Genomic DNA, 17943 nt, shown 5'->3' on the forward strand with positions numbered 1-17943 from the left:
CAAAATAAATTAGACTGATTAGTCTACAAATAACTAGACCAAACAGTCTAAAAAGTTAACCCTATTATTGCAGAGTAACGATATCATGCAATTACTTAATGAACACTATCAGCTTCGTGTTGCAGAACCTTCAGATATTCCTGAAATTATTCGATTATTTGCACAAGCATTTCGTTTTAAATTAAATGCTTTTAATATTGATAGCACTAATCTTAATCAACGTCAGCAATTAGAAGCTATTTGGAATTCATTAGCCTGTAAAAAAAATAGCCAACAATTTGTTGTCACTGATAATGGAAAAATTATCGCAACATTTTGTTTAGTAATAAAAGAAAACGACTTTATTGCAAATCCATTTATTAAAACACTATCATTAAATTATTGGCGTTTTGGTATTATTCATTATATTAAGCAAAAGATTTTCTTTTCTTTATTTGATTATACGCCAAATAAAAATGAAGCTTACTTGGCACATATTGCCGTATTATCATCATATCAAGGACAAGGCATTGCCTACGCTATACTTGAGTGGATAACCCAATATAGTAAAGATGTTCTGAAAAAAGCGTATTTGTCACTTTATGTCGATACTCATCATGAAGGTGCGCTTTATTTGTATCAAAAGAATGGATTCTATATTGAAAAAGAAGAATCATCACGCTTAACACAGTCTATTTTCCATATTCAACATTGGTACTATATGTTGAAAAAAACGGATTAGATGGTTTATTAGATATTAAGATTATCATTAAAAAGAGGCTAAAAGCACTGACATAACAACGTTTTTAATATAATTATAAACAGTGCTTTTCTTCCATATGACCAATATTAACGTTTAAAATAAGTTCGCGTTGTTAATGCAGTCAGTACGTGATCTCGCCACTCTTGATTAATTTGCAGGTAGTTTTTGGCATACCCTTCACGTTCAAAACCATGTTTAGCTAATAAGTTCCCACTACGTAAATTATGGGGCATATAATTAGCCATAATACGATGCATTCCCTGCTGTCGTTGCATATAACGAAGTGTTTCCGTTAAAGCTTCAGACATATAGCCTTGGCCTTGCCATTTTTCACCGACGGAATAGCCCAAAAAGCAGGCATTGAAAGCACCACGCATAACATTGCTGTAATTAGCGACACCAATAATTTCATCTTCTTTTTGTGTTAATAACAGAAAATGAAAAGCACTTTCTTGTCGGTGTAATTCATTCATATATTGTAAACGGTGTTCCCAACCAGAGGGTATATAATGAGTTTTATCTCTTACGGGCTCCCACGGAATTAAAAAACGACGATTTAATGTATAATAATCAGCCAATCTTTCAGCATCTCGTTCGTATGCTAAACGAATGACCATTCTTTGTGTTTCAAAACGAATTTTAGGAATTCCGCCACGATAACCAAACATTACGATTTCATTATCCTTTGATATAAATAAGTCTAATTCTGAAGCAACTCTTCTTATTCTGCCACTAACCTTAATAAAAAAATATCATCTTTAATTTACTAGGAATTATGCACATTTAGAGACAGAATAGTCGAAGAAATAAATTATTTCATTCCCCCCTTATCTTATTTAAATTATTTGCTTATTGATGGTGAGTAATGGCGCTGGTAACACAAGCCCGTACTTTGGGTAAATACTTCCTCCTAGTTGACAATATGTTAGTTGTCTTAGGTTTTTTCGTCGTTTTTCCGCTTATTTCTATTCGTTTCGTCGAACAATTAGGTTGGGCAGGTGTTATTGTCGGCTTTGCGTTAGGGCTTAGACAATTAGTACAACAAGGCCTTGGCATTTTTGGTGGCGCTATTGCAGACCGTTTTGGTGCAAAACCAATGATAATAACAGGCATGTTATTACGAGCTTTAGGTTTTGCTTTAATGGCAATGGCGGATCAACCTTGGATACTTTGGTTATCTTGCATTTTATCTGCATTAGGCGGAACTTTATTTGATCCGCCTCGCACAGCACTAGTTATAAAATTAACCCGCCCTTATGAACGTGGCCGTTTTTACTCTTTATTGTTAATGCAAGATAGCGCTGGTGCCGTTATTGGCGCACTCATTGGTAGCTGGTTATTACAGTATGATTTTCATTTAGTCTGCTGGGTTGGCGCTGGTGTTTTTGTTATCGCCGCCTTATTCAATGCTTGGTTATTACCTGCTTACCGTATATCGACGACTCGAACTCCAATAAAAGAAGGGTTAAAACGAGTTTGCCTTGATAAGCGCTTTGTCAGTTATGTCTTAACACTAACTGGTTATTTTGTATTATCTGTTCAAGTTATGTTGATGTTTCCTATTATCGTCAATGATATTGCTGGTACACCAACCGCAGTAAAATGGATGTATGCCATTGAAGCTCTACTTTCTTTAACATTGCTTTATCCTATTGCTCGCTGGAGTGAAAAACGTTTCAAATTAGAACAGCGTTTAATGGCTGGCTTATTTTTAATGAGCATCAGCATGTTCCCTGTTGGTATGATCCATTCATTACAAAGTATATTCCTGATTATTGGTCTATTTTATCTTGGTACCATTACAGCAGAGCCTGCACGCGAAACCTTAAGTGCATCACTTGCAGATCCTCGCGCTCGTGGTAGTTATATGGGTTTTAGTCGCTTAGGTTTGGCATTTGGTGGCGCTATTGGATATACAGGTGGCGGATGGATGTATGATTTAGGTAATCAACTTGATATGCCTGAACTACCTTGGTTCTTACTAGGAACTGTAGGTTTAATAACACTTTATGCGTTACATCGCCAATTTAATCGTAAAAAAATAGAAACAGCCATGCTTACTCCCTAGAGATCAGGTAAACTCTTAGTTATCAATGATCAAGGAGCGTTTATGAAAGCAATTTTTCTAACCAGTATATTAGTTTTAACAAGCTTAATCACAGGGTGTGAACAGCTCAAGCAATTTGATGTGAGTGAAAATCTCATCAATGACTATATCAGTCAAAAGATAAATCTTCAGAAACATATTGGTGAAGATGAGGTTGTATCTGCTGATATTAAATTAAGTAATCTTTCTATTCAAATTGGTCGTACTGAGCCGGGTAAAATTCGCCTTTCTGGTACAACTGATCTAAAAATTAACTCATTCTTAGGTAAAACAAGCGCTAAAGTTGAGCTAACATTATCAGGCCAGCCTTTTTATCAAGCTGATAAAGGAGCGATATACATAAAATCGATGACTATTGATAACTACAAAGTCTCTCCAGAAAAAATGGATGCTGTAGTTGTGGCACTAAAGCCTTATTTAGATACAACTATCGCAACTTACTTTGATACTCATCCTGTTTATGTTCTTAATCCAGAAAAAAATAGTGCTGAGGCTGCCGCGTTTAAGTTAGCTAAAGGAATTGAAGTTAAACCGGGTAAATTCGTGATCCAACTCTAATAGTTACGCGAGTTGATTAAAAATATTTATCGTCATTAATGAGAAAGGCAAACCTAATGGTTTGCCTTTTTTATGAATAATAAAATACTTTTGCAAAGAAATAGTTATATTACTCTGCTTGCATATTTTCTGTCTCATCACTCTCTTCATCATCAGAGAGTTCTTCACGTAATGCTGATAACGCACCACGGGCAATACCTGCTAGTGTACGATAAAAGCCACTTGTTGCATGAGCTTCTACCTTACCTAAAAATACGCCAGCCCAAGGTAGCAGATATTCATCAAATAATTGTATTTGAGCTAATACTTCATCTTCCACTGAATTATCTTCAAGCCATGAAGCAGCAAGTAATAAAGCACCAAAGCTGTCTGTTGCATTGTCAGTAACAGGCATACCTCTTGTGACTAAAAATTGACGAATATCGTCTTCTTTGATCTTTTCATAATCATGGGCATAAACAGACACAGCTGGCGCTTCGCTACCAAAAAGGGATTGATAATCTGCTTCAACAACAGCCAAATCTTTGACACTGCTTTTTAATGTATTAAAGAGCTCATCTTGCTCTAATGGCCATAACTGACTAAGTTTTCCTTCACCAATCATTGTAATAATTGGCGATAAAATAGGATCCTTAGGGGCACGCTGAAATAATGTGCCTAAAAGTCGGCAAACTATTGAAAATTCATTCATTATATTTTCATCCTAAAAAGTTTCGCGTTATTGTGCTTTTAACGGCAAGAAAATCAACTTTTTTCGTCATTTCTCTTCTATTGTTAATATTACTATCTTTAATCGCTTAAAACAGAAAAAGCGCGCTCTTATTATTAAGTCTTTTACTTAATATAAGAAACGCGCCTAATCCCATGCTACTTATCTTCTAAAGCAGTTTTATAATAAAGTATTAAAAACGACTTTATGACAACAGCATTTTATTGCATTTTTTAACTGGCTATATCGAGAAAATTATCTCTTACACCATTCACACGAAACCATCCTGCAATACTCACTCGCTCTTTATTAGTAGGGAGTACTTCATGAGGGAATTGTTCCGAAAGGAAAACAACTAAACGCCCTCCTTTTGGTGTGATTGTCGCAAGTTCGTTATCCTTTAAATCATAAATAACTAATTCGCCACCATCTTCGGTTGTCCAATCCTCATTAAGATATAACACAGTGGTTAAACGTCGAGTCACATTTTCTTTAAAAGCATCAAGATGTTTTTTATAAAATGCGCCTTTCTCATAACACGCAAAATGTGCTTCGTATTCAAAAAGTCCTAAATAAAATTCTCGATTAACAGCACGTTGAATAGACTCCATTTGCATTAAATAATGTTGTACTGGTTCACCCATTTCTGGCTCTAGCCAACTTATTTTATCGCTACGTATTGTTGTTTCTGCTTGACGATTTTCATGACGACCAATACGAGCTTGTTGTGCATTGCCACCAAAACAAGTGCGTAGTTGTCGAACAGCTTCTGGTGTGAGGAAATCATTCCATACACACCATCCTTTCTCTGCTATTTGCTCAAGAAGTTCTGCTATATTCATTAAGTATATTGTCTTATTAACATGGGAAATAACTTTATATCACTAAGCCAAGCAAAATCACAATTTAATACGCTTATCCTCTCGATAACATCATTTTATCAGAGGTAAGTTCTATTAAATCATAGATTTACAGTACTTATAACATATTGTACTATTGTGATTCACAAAAAACTTTTTAAAAACATAGCACTATAAGGTAGAATCACTATTATTAATTAAACATATAAGACAAATGAATATTTAACTAAAAATAATAGACTGTTGATATGTTATCCAATGTCTTATCATCAGTATCATAATTTATTTTTATTTCACCTTTTATTTGATGATGAATAATTCCTTCTTTATGTTCTAACTTTAATAAAACTAATGGTATTGATTTAACTTTATCCAAGATTTCACTAACAGACATTATATCTATACTATCTAATTTATATTCCATTCTATTTAGTTCTTTATCACAATCATTAAATAAGTTATCTAACTCATTTTTAATATTTTTTAATGAAAAATCTTTATTCTTTTTTATATTATTCATCATATCATCAAATTTACCTCTAGTATTTTTATAAATCTCTTCACTTCTTTTATTTAGTTTATACTTAAAAACAGAATAAGCTTTAAAGCTTTCATTCATGTTCTTTTTCTCTTGTGAAGATAAGATTTCTTTTTTTTGTTTTAAATTCAATAAAAATTGTTGTAATTTACGCTCTTTATTATTTAAACTATTTAAATAATCAGGTTCACTATTCTCAACAAAAGGATCTTTAATTATTTTATCCACCCTTTTTTTATTGGATAACATTTTTAGATAAATGCTATCAAGTTTATTTATATTTTTATTGACATCAATAGTAATAGGATGCTCATCAAATAATTTATCTATTTTTAAGATACGTTTATATATTCCTTTTAAATCTTTTTTATCTTCTTCAAATTCTTCTTTATTTTTTATCTTTTTACTATCAAAAACATTTACATTCAATAAATTATTAATTTTCTTTTGGATCATAAATTCAAAGTTTTTCATTGTAGCAAGTGGAAACCACGTTACCTCATGAGTAGAGCGTGTTCTTGATGGCAAAAACCTCAAATCTCTATAAATATCAAGAAATATCTCAAGTGACTTTAATTCAATTAATGTATCTACTTCATCTACTTTTATTTGTCCATAATCAAGAAACTTATTAATATTAATATTTAATTTTAACAATGATGCGATCATATTTATTCCTACTGCATTTCTTGGTATGGTGACTTCCGTACCATTATTGAGTTCTAGATTCACATCAAAACTAAATTCACTTCTAGCATCAGCAAGTAATCCAAACGATATATTTTTATTATCATTCAATGTCGTATTATTTTCCAGTGTACTTAAATTAAAATTAAGATCTTTATCAATAAAATCTACAACATCATCCAATCCAATTTCGAATGAAAAATTAGATTTCCTTTCATAATTCAAGCTAAGATACGCACTTGCCATTAATGGCGTAGTAACACCATAATCTGTACTATTTTTTTGCCATCTTTTATCATAACCACCAATACCCGCAGATAATCCAGTAGATAAATTTGCTTCTTTTTTATTAATAAATGAAAATTTAACCCGGTTATTTTCATTTTTTGAAAGTATTATTGAATGTGTTTTTGAATAACTTGCTAACAAAAAGGCATTAGCTTTAATTTTAGGAGCAAAACTAAACGCATTTATACCAAAGAAAGCACGAGCATCATTAGCATGTGTAATAGTAATACTGTTTTTTTCTTTTAGATCTTTAATTATAGAATAAAAAGTTTCTCCTTGAGTTTTTCTATTATTAATGCCTTCAAGATGTTTGTTTAATGATTTAAAATATCTTTCTTTATTTACTTTAGCATTATGTAAGGCTTTATATTTATTACTACATGGTGATGTTGACGTATTTGTGAGTTCTTTTATATTAGAAAGAAAACTCCTAAACCCCGGGTCAACACTTTTAGCAATATCTGATACCATTGTTTTATATTCTTTTAGTGCTCGTTGCTGTTTAGCTTTATCTATCCGTATTCTCATATTATCAATTGCAGATGAAAAAAATGGAATATGACGGCTACTAAAATAACTAGGGCTTTGAGAAGAAAATGGTTGTCCTGAATGATATTTATTATAATTATTTTCTCCTACTAATGAATAGAATGATAATGGTGGCTTATTTCCTACTTTTCTATTTTTATATAGATAATCCTCAACTGAAGATATTAAGGAAGTATCTACATAATGCATTCTTGTTTTCTCTCCTTCACTTATATTTACTTGAATTTTATTTCTTATAGGTTTAATTGATTCTATTTTTTCATTATTATTTAGTTCTATATTAAGTTTATATTCTTTACTCCTTGCATCCACTTCATCTTCCGCTAGAATTGCTGGTAAATTAGAAACAAGTATTTCGCCATTTTCTAACCTCACTGTAAAGTCCAAATTTTTCCTATTAAATTTTAATATATTTTCCCCTTGTTTCCATACCATATTATTCACAACAGATAAGTCATGTTCTTCAGTATACTTTGGTATGTATTCCTTATATTCAATATGAATACACTCTGAATCATCACCTAATATATTCTTATTAAAATTATAGTTATATTCAATTTTATCAAACTTTATTTTATATAATTCATTATCCCCTTTTTCATTTCCATTAACATTATCATCAGTTCGTTTAATTCCAATTAAATCTCCATTTGAATCGACATAAATTCCTTTGAATTTTATTAACTTACTATCTTTTTCTTTTATATGAAAACCGTCATACTTAAACCCCTTATTAAAATACTTTTGAATCATGCCCGTAAATAAATCTTTCGGCTCTCCTCTAATTAACAATAATGAACCATCCTCTTCTAATGTAACCCCCATATTATTAAAAACAGTATTATTTGTTGAGCCAAGATAAATATAATTATTTTTATTCATTGAGTTAAAAAACTTTATTCCATTATTTTTTCTAAACTCATTATTACCGTTATTTAAAGAATTTACTTTAGAGTTTTTATTTTCTTTTTCATCACCATAGACACCTGAAGGAACCAGGCTAGCAACAATTATTTTATTAGTCATTTTTCACCTCAACAATTAAAGTTTGAGGTAATAATCAATAAGATAAACTGCAAGAGATATCTATTTATGGACAAATATTTATTACATTATGCAAAAAACAGAAAAAATGTTGTTTTTTGAAAGTCAGGAATAAAAAAAAGGCAATAAACTAAAATTTATCGCCTTTTTCCTAAAATTAAAATATAAATGGAATAAAATTAATAACCACTTTTCATATCAACGACACCAAAAGGGGCTTCTCCCTTTTCAATGCGTTGGATATTTTCAACAATCGTATCCATTGCAATATTAGGAATGGTGAAAGCTGCAATATGTGGCGTAATAGAAACTCGAGGATGTGTCCAAAATGGGTGCATCCCCGCTAAAGGCTCTTGAGCAAAAACATCCAAAGTGGCATCAGCAATATGCCCTTGATCGATCGCTTCTAATAAATCTTGATCAACTAAATGCGCACCTCGTGCTAAATTAATCAAATAAGAAGAAGGTTTAAGTTGCTCAAAGAGTGAAAAATTCAAAATACCATGTGTTTCTGGCGTATAAGGTAATAAGTTAATTAACAAATTACACTCTTTGAGAAAATCATTGAGTTGTTCTTTACCATAAAAGCTTTCAACATTTTTAATTTGTTTTTCACTGCGACTCCAGCAACGCACTTTAAAACCAAGTTCAGCAAGTTTAGTCGCAACACTCCCACCTAAAGCACCAGCCCCTAAAACACCAATAACAAAATCATCATAAGAATGCGCAGGAAGTTGTTTCCATAATCGTTGTGATTGTTGGCGTTTATAATCATCCATTCGACGAAAGTAATACATCACTTTAGCAATCGCATATTCTTGCATTTGAAGCCCCATTCCGGTGTCTTCTAAACGCATAACAGGAACACCTGTTGGTAATGTACCCGGCTTTTGTTGTTCTTGTTTTAAAATAGCATCGACCCCGGCACCTAAGGCAAAAATACCTTTAAGATGATTGCGACTGGCTAACATTTCATAGGGAGGAAGCCAAACCATAGCGTAATCTGCAGGTTGATGATCGCCTGGTTCCCAAATGCGTATATTGGCATTCGGTAAACGCGCCTTCATACCATTGATCCATGTTTCTGCATCAAAAAAAGGATGATAATAAATAATATTCATTTTGCCTTCCTCCAGCATTTTTATCATAGGGTGCGAGGGTTATGTTCCGATTTCAAGTCTCTTTGAATAAGTTGTTAATAAAAATGTTGAGAATGTTAACTAGCTAACGAAAATCTCAATTCTTTTTTTATACACCAACCTATTATCTACTGGTTTGCTACATAATTTGTCTAGCATTTGCACATATTGTTTTTTATTTGACTACTTGATACAAAAGTTAAAGGAAAAATGCATTTAGCTGTTGACGCTTATAAACCTTTTCCCTATAGTAGCGCCCCGTTGAGAGATATTAAGTATATGTCCAACAAAAATATGGTGAGATGTCCGAGAGGCTGAAGGAGCACGCCTGGAAAGTGTGTATACGGCAACGTATCGAGGGTTCGAATCCCTCTCTCACCGCCATATTCTAAGATAGAGCCTAGTTTTTTAACTAGGCTCTATTTTTTTGTCCGAAGTTTCCACCTTCTTAGTCTCGTTTTCTCTTCACTGATTTGTTTATATCCATCAATTCTTCATTTTTTGATGATATTATTATACAACACATTTTTATTTTATTTTTTGCTTAATCGTTTTATTTAATAATTTCTCATCGCTTAATAAGCTTTGATTATTAATTTTAATGAGTTAAAACAACTTATGTAGTTGTTATTTAACTCTATCCGATTTTTATAACGTAAAAAGATTTTTATTACCCTATCTCTGAACGACATTTATTCTAAAATAAAACGCTTTTTATAATTTTAAAATAAATTTAAACTTTATTTTCAAGCAAGCAACAGAATAAATACAATAAGATACATTGCGTTATCTATTTAGGTTAACTTATTAGTTTAATTGATTTTATTTTTACTAAGCTTTAAGATATGCATTAATAATTTGATATATCACATTATTATCAGCGAATAAAAGCGATATCCTCTCTTTTCCTTATCGCCGTTATTCGGCATCTGACTTCTTATTTTGGTTTAATCCTAAATGAAAACTCATAAAGTTAACCGGGTTCGCCCCTTTAGTGCATTTATTGATGCATGTGTAAAAGAGCCTTACTCTTTTGCGCGTTTATTAAAAGATATTATTGCAGGGATCACCGTCGGAATTATCGCGATACCTTTAGCCATGGCTTTGGCAATTGGTAGCGGTGTTCCTCCGCAATACGGTCTTTATACCGCTGCTATTGCCGGTATAGTCATTGCTGTTTCTGGTGGCTCTCGATACAGCGTATCAGGGCCTACTGCCGCTTTTGTTGTGATCCTTTATCCTGTATCACAACAGTTTGGTTTGAGTGGCCTATTGATTGCTACGCTCATGTCTGGCGTTATCTTAGTGGTTATGGGATTAGCTCGCTTTGGTAAGCTTATTGAGTATATTCCTGTTTCTGTAACACTTGGATTTACTTCGGGGATTGCTATCACTATTGCCACAATGCAAGTAAAAGACTTTTTTGGTCTTGAATTAGCGCATGTGCCAGAAACCTATATCGATAAAGTGATTGCTCTAGGCTCTGCATTACCGACTATTCATCTTGGTGATACACTTATTGGTCTGACAACACTGTTTGTTTTAATTTATTGGCCTAAGCTGAATTTACGCTTACCCGGGCACTTACCCGCTTTAATCGCAGGTACAGCAGTAATGGGAATTGTGAATATGTTCGGCCATGAGGTTGCAACAATTGGCTCGCAATTTAGTTATATGCTTCCTGATGGAACAACAGGGCAAGGTATTCCACCTATTTTGCCTCAGTTTGTTTTACCTTGGAATTTACCAAGTTCAGGTACATCACTTGAATTAAATTGGAGTACTGTTTCTGCTTTATTACCTGCAGCCTTTTCAATGGCAATGTTAGGTGCTATCGAATCGTTATTATGTGCAGTTGTGCTTGATGGTATGACAGGCAAAAAACATCACTCTAATGGTGAGTTAGTCGGGCAAGGTGTTGGTAATATTGTTGCGCCTTTCTTCGGTGGTATTACAGCAACAGCGGCAATTGCACGTTCTGCTGCTAACGTACGTGCAGGTGCAACATCACCTGTTTCTGCTATTGTTCACTCATTATTGGTGTTGCTAACTTTACTTGTATTAGCTCCTTTTCTTTCTTATTTACCTTTAGCCGCAATGTCCGCATTACTGTTAATTGTTGCATGGAATATGAGTGAAGCGCGTAAAGTTATTGATCTTATTCGACACGCTCCTAAAGACGATATTATTGTCTTAGTCTTATGTTTATCGCTCACCGTTCTCTTTGATATGGTTATTGCTATTACTATCGGTATTGTGTTGGCTTCACTGTTATTTATGCGTCGTATTGCCAATATGACCAAAATAACTGAATCTCCTTATACTGATGATGATAAACAATTATTAGTGGTACGTGTTAATGGCCCATTATTCTTTGCCGCCGCTGAGCGTATCTTTAATGAGTTGCGTGATCGTAGTAAAGGTTATAAAACCGTTATTATGCAATGGGATGCAGTTCCTGTGTTAGATGCAGGTGGATTACATGCATTCCAGCATTTTGTCACCGATGTTAAAAATGATACCCATGTGATTGTTTGTGATATTCCTTTCCAGCCTTTAAAAACGTTGGCAAGAGCAAGAGTCACACCAATTGAAGGTACTCTGAATTTTTATCCTTCATTACAAAAAGCACTGGATGATTTGGAATTAATTCAGTAGTGGTTTATATTTTCAGATAAAAAATTAACGCCTTTAATCAATATTAAATAAAGATTAAAGGCGTTTTTAATTATGAAAAATTATAATATTTAATTTAAGAAATTATTAATTTCAACGCTTATTCTTAATATAAAAAATAATTCACTTAATTAGGAATAAACGCATTATCAATCCCGCTTCCTTGCACTCCCTTTTTTAATAAATTTTGATAAAGTGCATTCATTCCCAACCAGTGATTTTCACACCAATCAGGAGCTAATAAGGTGGGTTTTCTAGCGCTAGCACACACTCGGTGATAAATAATTTCAGGAGGAGTATGGCGGATCATCTCACCCGCAGTATAAACATACTGCTCTTGCGTCAATGCATTAATTCGCCCTGCTTTCCATGCTTTAGCTATCGTGCTACCTTCAACAATATGCAATGGGTGCAATTTAAGCCCATCAGTACCTGTCTCTACCACACGCTCTAATGTTTGCATATTAAGCAAATGATCTTCTCGTGGCAGCCCGACAATTAGGTGCGTACACACTTTTAAACCACGCCGACGAGCTTCGCGAGTGGTCGCTTGATAACATTGAAAATCATGCCCACGATTAATGTGCTTCAATGTTTTATCATGAGCCGTTTGTAAACCAAGTTCTAACCATACTTCATAGCCTTTATCGCGATAACCTTGCAATAAATCCAATACGCTAACAGGGACACAATCTGGCCGAGTTCCGACACTTAATCCAACTATATCCGCTTGTAATAATGCGGTTTCATATAACGTACGTAGATATTCTACTTCGGCATAAGTGCTGGTATAGGCTTGAAAATAGGCAAGATAACGATGTGCACGGTTAATATTTTGGGCTTGTAATGCAATTTGTTCTTCTATCGAATGATATTGTGTTTGCTCATCAGCAAAAGAGGAAACATTACAGAAAGTACAGCCTCCCCGCCCCAATGTACCATCTCGATTAGGGCAGCTGAAACCGCCATGAAGGGTGATTTTATGAATTTTTTCGTGATAACGGCGCTGAAGATCAGCGCCGAACATATTCACAACCGTATGCAGTTGCATAACACTTTTATTTGCTAGTATCTAACTCTGGGAAACTTTTGACTAAGTCATCAATGGCTTTAATTTGCGCTAAGAAAGGCTCTAATTTTGCTAGTGGTAACGCTGATGGACCATCACAACGCGCATTATCTGGATCTGGGTGAGCTTCAAGGAATAATCCAGCAAGACCAACAGCCATCCCTGCTCGTGCTAATTCTGTAACTTGCGCACGGCGTCCACCGGATGCTGCACCAAATGGGTCACGACACTGTAATGAGTGGGTTACATCAAAAATAACGGGTGCACCTTGAGAGGCCTGCATCATGACATGGAAGCCTAACATATCAACAACTAAGTTATCATAACCAAAGTTACTACCGCGATCGCATAGAATAACTTGGTCGTTACCGCCTTCTTTAAACTTATCGACGATATTTCCCATTTGACCAGGGCTTACAAACTGAGGTTTTTTTACGTTGATCACTGCACCGGTTTTTGCCATCGCTTCAACAAGATCAGTTTGACGCGCTAAAAATGCAGGTAACTGAATAACATCAACCACTTCTGATACTGGTTGAGCCTGTGCTGCTTCATGAACATCAGTAATAATTTTAACGCCAAAAGTTTCTTTTAACTCTTGGAAAATTTTCATTCCTTCTTCTAAGCCTGGACCACGGTAAGAGTGGATTGAAGAACGGTTTGCTTTATCAAAAGAAGCTTTGAATACATAAGGAATATTCAGTTTTTGAGTTACAGTGACGTAATGCTCACAAATACGCATGGCTAAATCGCGCGATTCTAATACATTCATGCCACCAAAAAGCACAAATGGCAGGTCGTTTGCTACCTTGATATCACCAATATTCACCACTTTATGTTGCATATTTATCCCTATACTGTTTGTAATGTACTGTGTTAATTAAGTACGTTTCTTAAATTTTAATGTAGAACAATAGGATTTTGTTCTATCGAATGAATTTGGATTTTGATCATCTCTGAAATAGGATCTTCAGGGCATTGCTCAATAAAATAGTTTAAATCAGAAATCGCCACATGGTTGCACTCTAACTGAGCAAAAATAAGGCCACGATCACGTATTTCGTAGGGATCTTCAGGATCAAACATTAACACCGTTTCACTCGCTTTTAATGCTTGCTCCATATTCTTTTCTTCCATTAAAGAAACTTTTAATGTATCCAAAAGTTTACGAATAATAGAACTGTATTCTGATTCTTCTAAATCTGCCTCTAATAATACAGAGGCACCGCCTACATTCCCTTTCAACCAAACTTCTAAGGTATGTTGCGATAGATATTCACCATTTATTGGATTTAAAAATAGCGGTTGTTCATTAGGAATATCTATTCTGATGATAAGTTGTGTAGGAAAAATAACCGGCACTAACGGTAAATTTAACGCTTGTGCGATATAAATAAGAATCGAACCCAGTGAAACAGGAGAGCCTACATGTGTCGCTAATACTTTATCTAACCATAACGTATCAGAAAGACAGTATTTGCCACTTGCTCCACTAAAGTGCCACTGCTTATAAAACAGTTTTAGCAGTGCTTCTATCTGTTCTTTAGTATTTCCTTGTTGCGGAATTTCAGCTTCCGCCTGTTCAACTAACTGCGCTAGTTGATAACCAACAGAAGTGGTTGGAAAATCAGGTCGAATAGCCTGAGAGATAAGGATCATGCCCTTAACTAAAGGGGCTTTATTAAATTCGTAATCAGCTATGGTTTCTATCATAATTCCAACGACCTACTGTCACTCGCTCATTACCGCCATAATCACGGAAAGTTTCCACACAGCAGTAACCCTTATCAATAAAAATATTGCGTACGCCTTCGCCTTGTTGCCAGCCATGTTCCAGTAACACCCAACCATTATCAGTTAAAAACTGACGAGCAGTTTCAATGATAATCTCGATATCAGCAAAACCATTTTTGCCAGCAACTAATGCGGTTAAAGGTTCAAAACGAACATCCCCCTGATGAATATGCTCATCATTTTCATCTATGTAAGGAGGATTACTAATTATCATATCAAATTGATGCCCAGAGAGTGAACTAAACCAGCAACTTTCCATAAATTCTGTGTTGTTTAATGCTAAGTTGGTCGCATTCTCTCGCGCTAATGCCACAGCTTCAGTTTGAAAATCCACACCAATAATATGGCAATCTGGACGTTCTGATGCCATTGCTAACGCAATAGCGCCTGTTCCTGTACCTAAATCAAGAATATGGGTCGGCTCTGAAGGCAGTTTTTCTAATGCTTTTTCAACAAGGCATTCTGTATCTGGACGAGGAATTAATGTTGCAGGTGAGACTTTTAAAGGCAGTGACCAAAACTCTCTTTCACCGACTAAATAAGCAATAGGTTCACCTTTAATACGCCGAGTCAGCAATTGCGATAATTGTGCTAATTCGTCTGGCGAAAGTACCGTTTCATTAAAGGCAATTAAATAAGTGCGGGTACGTTGTGTCACGTACCCAAGTAGAATTTCAGCATCACGTTTAGGGCTGTCACTTTCAATTAATTGCAAGGCTGCTTCACGCAGCCATTGTTCATAATTCATTAATTCGACTCAGAAAGTGCAGAAAGCTGATCCGCTTGGTACTCAGTTACGATAGGCTGAATTAATGGTTCTAACTTTCCTTCCATCACTTCATCTAAGCGATAAAACGTGAGATTGATACGGTGATCAGTTACACGACCTTGTGGGAAGTTGTATGTTCTAATTCGGTCAGAACGGTCACCAGAACCCAACAAGTTACGACGTTCAGAAGCTTCCGCTTCTTGGCGTTTTTGCATTTCAGCCGCACGAATACGTGCACCTAATACAGACATCGCTTTGGCTTTGTTTTTGTGCTGCGAACGCTCATCCTGACATTCCACCACAATTCCTGTTGGAATATGCGTAATACGGATAGCAGAATCGGTGGTATTAACGTGCTGACCACCTGCCCCTGAAGAACGGAATGTATCAATACGCAAGTCGCTTGGGTTGATTTCAGGTAATTCAGCTTCTGGTACTTCAGCTAATACAGCAACCGTACAAGCAGAAGTATGAATACGACCTTGAGATTCCGTTTCAGGAACACGTTGAACACGGTGACCACCTGATTCGAATTTCAATACACCATAAGCGCCATCACCAACCACTTTTGCAATAACTTCTTTGTAGCCACCATGCTCACCTTCGTTAGCATTCATGACTTCAATACGCCAACGACGTGACTCTGCATAACGGCTATACATACGGAATAAATCACCAGCAAATAATGCCGCTTCATCTCCCCCTGTTCCCGCACGAATTTCAAGGAAACAGTTAAATTCATCATCAGGATCTTTAGGCAGTAACAGCACTTGTAACTGTTGTTCTAAATCATCATTTAATGCTTGTGCTTCTTTCAGCTCTTCTTGTGCCATCTCTTTCATTTCAGGATCATCAAGCATCATTTCTGCTGCTTCGATATCGTCTTGCACTTTTCGCCATTGGCTAAAACAAGCCGTGACGTCAGTTAATTGAGAGTATTCTTTTGAAAGCGCACGAAAACGCTCCTGAGAGGCAATAACATCAGCTTCTGACAGAAGTGCCTGAATTTCTTCATAACGCTCTTGTAGAGCTTCCAACTTAGCGACAATAGAAGGCTTCATTCGTAGATTAAGATCCTGTTAGACAAAGTTAATTATGGGTAATACCCAAACTTTCACGTAATAGATTCAGGCGTTCAATATCACCATCACTGGCAGCCTGTTGAAGAGATTTTGTTGGTGTGTGAATAAGACGATTCATCAATTGATGAGAGAGCTGTTGGATGACTTTTTCTGCATCCGCTCCGTTTTGTATCAATGTGATGGCTTTTTCTGTCATTTCTGCACGTAACATTTCAGCGCTGTCTCGATATTCTCGAATTGCACCCACAGCACCTTGTGCTCGTAGCCAATCCATGAATTGCCCACTTTCTTGCTGGACAATGTGTTCTGCTTGAATCGCAGCAGCTTGGCGTTGTTCACGGTTATGTTGAATAATCGCTTCTAAATCATCAACGCTATAAAGATAAACGTTATTAAGCTTTTCGACATCTTGTTCAATATCACGAGGAACCGCGATATCCACCAGCAACATTGGTTGATTACGGCGCTTTTTAAGCGCTCTTTCAACCATTCCCTTACCAATAATCGGTAATGGACTTGCTGTAGAACTAATGACAATATCAGCCTGTGCAAGACATTCATCAATATCTGATAATGTAATGACTTCAGCATCAACTTCATTTGCTAAACGCTGAGCACGTTCTTTTGTTCGATTAGCAATAATGATTTTTTTGACTTGATGTTCACGAAGATGGCGAGCCACTAATTCTATTGTCTCACCGGCTCCCACTAATAAAATAGTCAAAGAAGATAACGATTCAAAGATTTGACGCGCTAATGTACAAGCTGCAAAAGCAACAGAAACTGCGTTAGCACCAATTTGAGTCTCTGTTCTCACTCTTTTCGCAACTGAAAAAGATTTCTGAAACAGGCGTTCCAGCTCTGAAGAGAGCGAGTGATAATTTTGAGAATCAGCAAAGGCTTTTTTAACTTGCCCTAAAATTTGAGGTTCACCTAATACGAGAGAATCTAAACCGCTTGCCACTCGCATTAAATGACTGACAGCTTGATTATCTTGATGCCAATAAACACTGCTTTTCAGTTCATTTGGCTCTATTTGGTGATATTGACATAACCAGCGAATAAGCTGTTCATGGCTATTTTCTTTATCTTCCATACTAAGATAGAGCTCAGTACGGTTACAAGTAGACAGCACGACACCACCTCTGACAGCGGGTTGCTGTAAGAGGTTATTTAAGGCATCACCCATGGTATCGGGAGAAAAAGAGACTTTCTCACGTAAAGCAACGGGGGCTGTTTTATGATTAATACCTAATGCTAATAACGTCATATCAACTATATCGAGTTATGAATAAATACCGCCTCGCGACTTGACTTAGTGTAAACCTAAAA

At 35.4% G+C, this 17943-nt stretch carries 15 protein-coding genes and 1 tRNA gene; 5 read left to right on the plus strand and 11 right to left on the minus strand.

Features of this window, described 5'->3' with window-relative positions:
• The first annotated feature begins 85 nt into the window (after nucleotides 1-85).
• Nucleotides 86-721 (plus strand): GNAT family N-acetyltransferase, encoded by a 636-nt coding sequence (locus tag NBG71_RS04785; protein WP_099660347.1) that lies wholly within the window; start codon nucleotides 86-88, stop codon nucleotides 719-721.
• Between the two features lie 107 nt (nucleotides 722-828).
• Here the strand turns inward: NBG71_RS04785 and rimJ are convergent, their stop codons facing one another.
• On the minus strand, nucleotides 829-1410 hold the full coding sequence (gene rimJ / locus NBG71_RS04790; RefSeq protein ID WP_075671035.1) for a ribosomal protein S5-alanine N-acetyltransferase: 582 nt from the start codon (nucleotides 1408-1410) through the stop codon (nucleotides 829-831).
• A gap of 197 nt (nucleotides 1411-1607) precedes the next feature.
• On the opposite strand from rimJ, the gene mdtH reads away from it, so the two are divergent.
• Together mdtH and NBG71_RS04800 are read left to right on the plus strand one after the other, a co-directional pair.
• A complete protein-coding gene (mdtH, locus tag NBG71_RS04795) occupies nucleotides 1608-2810 on the plus strand; it encodes a multidrug efflux MFS transporter MdtH (RefSeq protein WP_156733479.1) in 1203 nt (400 codons plus the stop codon).
• A 42-nt stretch (nucleotides 2811-2852) separates the two neighbouring features.
• Complete coding sequence (locus NBG71_RS04800; RefSeq protein WP_075671031.1) at nucleotides 2853-3407, plus strand: lipoprotein; 555 nt, start codon at nucleotides 2853-2855, stop codon at nucleotides 3405-3407.
• Nucleotides 3408-3516: 109 nt separating this feature from the next.
• On the opposite strand, the gene NBG71_RS04805 is transcribed toward NBG71_RS04800, so the two are convergent.
• The 4 genes from NBG71_RS04805 to ghrA form a co-directional block, all read right to left on the minus strand.
• Nucleotides 3517-4098 (minus strand): TorD/DmsD family molecular chaperone, encoded by a 582-nt coding sequence (locus tag NBG71_RS04805; protein WP_250916586.1) that lies wholly within the window; start codon nucleotides 4096-4098, stop codon nucleotides 3517-3519.
• Nucleotides 4099-4349: 251 nt separating this feature from the next.
• Entirely contained in the window at nucleotides 4350-4958 is a 609-nt protein-coding gene (locus tag NBG71_RS04810) for a 2OG-Fe(II) oxygenase (protein ID WP_075671027.1), read from the minus strand.
• A 244-nt stretch (nucleotides 4959-5202) separates the two neighbouring features.
• Entirely contained in the window at nucleotides 5203-8064 is a 2862-nt protein-coding gene (locus tag NBG71_RS04815; RefSeq protein ID WP_159242030.1) for a hypothetical protein, read from the minus strand.
• A gap of 197 nt (nucleotides 8065-8261) precedes the next feature.
• Complete coding sequence (gene ghrA, locus NBG71_RS04820) at nucleotides 8262-9203, minus strand: glyoxylate/hydroxypyruvate reductase GhrA (RefSeq protein ID WP_159242029.1); 942 nt, start codon at nucleotides 9201-9203, stop codon at nucleotides 8262-8264.
• A 314-nt stretch (nucleotides 9204-9517) separates the two neighbouring features.
• Between ghrA and NBG71_RS04825 the strand changes: the two genes are divergently transcribed.
• Nucleotides 9518-9605, plus strand: a tRNA-Ser gene (locus NBG71_RS04825).
• 573 nt (nucleotides 9606-10178) lie between these two features.
• Nucleotides 10179-11879 (plus strand): C4-dicarboxylic acid transporter DauA, encoded by a 1701-nt coding sequence (gene dauA / locus NBG71_RS04830; protein ID WP_098942637.1) that lies wholly within the window; start codon nucleotides 10179-10181, stop codon nucleotides 11877-11879.
• A 145-nt stretch (nucleotides 11880-12024) separates the two neighbouring features.
• On the opposite strand, the gene mnmL is transcribed toward dauA, so the two are convergent.
• The 6 genes from mnmL to hemA are packed head-to-tail and all read right to left on the minus strand — an operon-like array spanning nucleotide 12025 to nucleotide 17881.
• On the minus strand, nucleotides 12025-12948 hold the full coding sequence (gene mnmL, locus NBG71_RS04835) for a tRNA modification radical SAM protein MnmL/YtqA (protein ID WP_159242028.1): 924 nt from the start codon (nucleotides 12946-12948) through the stop codon (nucleotides 12025-12027).
• A 7-nt stretch (nucleotides 12949-12955) separates the two neighbouring features.
• Nucleotides 12956-13810: a 3-deoxy-8-phosphooctulonate synthase gene (gene kdsA, locus NBG71_RS04840; protein ID WP_075671017.1), complete on the minus strand. Its 855-nt coding sequence runs from the start codon at nucleotides 13808-13810 to the stop codon at nucleotides 12956-12958.
• 56 nt (nucleotides 13811-13866) lie between these two features.
• Complete coding sequence (gene sirB1 / locus NBG71_RS04845) at nucleotides 13867-14676, minus strand: invasion regulator SirB1 (protein ID WP_075671142.1); 810 nt, start codon at nucleotides 14674-14676, stop codon at nucleotides 13867-13869.
• Nucleotides 14660-15508 (minus strand): peptide chain release factor N(5)-glutamine methyltransferase, encoded by an 849-nt coding sequence (prmC, locus tag NBG71_RS04850; RefSeq protein WP_075671015.1) that lies wholly within the window; start codon nucleotides 15506-15508, stop codon nucleotides 14660-14662. The genes sirB1 and prmC overlap by 17 nt, the downstream gene beginning before the upstream one ends.
• Nucleotides 15508-16590: a peptide chain release factor 1 gene (gene prfA / locus NBG71_RS04855; protein WP_250916587.1), complete on the minus strand. Its 1083-nt coding sequence runs from the start codon at nucleotides 16588-16590 to the stop codon at nucleotides 15508-15510. Before prfA ends, prmC begins: the two co-directional genes overlap by 1 nt.
• Before the next feature lie 28 nt (nucleotides 16591-16618).
• Nucleotides 16619-17881, minus strand: coding sequence for a glutamyl-tRNA reductase (hemA, locus tag NBG71_RS04860; protein WP_075671011.1), 1263 nt, complete (start codon nucleotides 17879-17881; stop codon nucleotides 16619-16621).
• Nucleotides 17882-17943 lie beyond the last annotated feature (62 nt).

It is taken from the genome of Proteus sp. FZP2095 (assembly GCF_023701425.1).
GTDB lineage: Bacteria > Pseudomonadota > Gammaproteobacteria > Enterobacterales > Enterobacteriaceae > Proteus > Proteus cibarius.

Bases quoted from the DNA above. Each gene is read 5' to 3' on its own strand.
- NBG71_RS04785 (WP_099660347.1), top strand. From the start codon at position 86: ATGCAATTACTTAATGAACACTATCAGCTTCGTGTTGCAGAACCTTCA.
- rimJ (WP_075671035.1), bottom strand. From the start codon at position 1,410: ATGTTTGGTTATCGTGGCGGAATTCCTAAAATTCGTTTTGAAACACAA.
- mdtH (WP_156733479.1), top strand. From the start codon at position 1,608: ATGGCGCTGGTAACACAAGCCCGTACTTTGGGTAAATACTTCCTCCTA.
- NBG71_RS04800 (WP_075671031.1), top strand. From the start codon at position 2,853: ATGAAAGCAATTTTTCTAACCAGTATATTAGTTTTAACAAGCTTAATC.
- NBG71_RS04805 (WP_250916586.1), bottom strand. From the start codon at position 4,098: ATGAATGAATTTTCAATAGTTTGCCGACTTTTAGGCACATTATTTCAG.
- NBG71_RS04810 (WP_075671027.1), bottom strand. From the start codon at position 4,958: ATGAATATAGCAGAACTTCTTGAGCAAATAGCAGAGAAAGGATGGTGT.
- NBG71_RS04815 (WP_159242030.1), bottom strand. From the start codon at position 8,064: ATGACTAATAAAATAATTGTTGCTAGCCTGGTTCCTTCAGGTGTCTAT.
- ghrA (WP_159242029.1), bottom strand. From the start codon at position 9,203: ATGAATATTATTTATTATCATCCTTTTTTTGATGCAGAAACATGGATC.
- dauA (WP_098942637.1), top strand. From the start codon at position 10,179: ATGAAAACTCATAAAGTTAACCGGGTTCGCCCCTTTAGTGCATTTATT.
- mnmL (WP_159242028.1), bottom strand. From the start codon at position 12,948: ATGCAACTGCATACGGTTGTGAATATGTTCGGCGCTGATCTTCAGCGC.
- kdsA (WP_075671017.1), bottom strand. From the start codon at position 13,810: ATGCAACATAAAGTGGTGAATATTGGTGATATCAAGGTAGCAAACGAC.
- prmC (WP_075671015.1), bottom strand. From the start codon at position 15,508: ATGAATTATGAACAATGGCTGCGTGAAGCAGCCTTGCAATTAATTGAA.
- prfA (WP_250916587.1), bottom strand. From the start codon at position 16,590: ATGAAGCCTTCTATTGTCGCTAAGTTGGAAGCTCTACAAGAGCGTTAT.
- hemA (WP_075671011.1), bottom strand. From the start codon at position 17,881: ATGACGTTATTAGCATTAGGTATTAATCATAAAACAGCCCCCGTTGCT.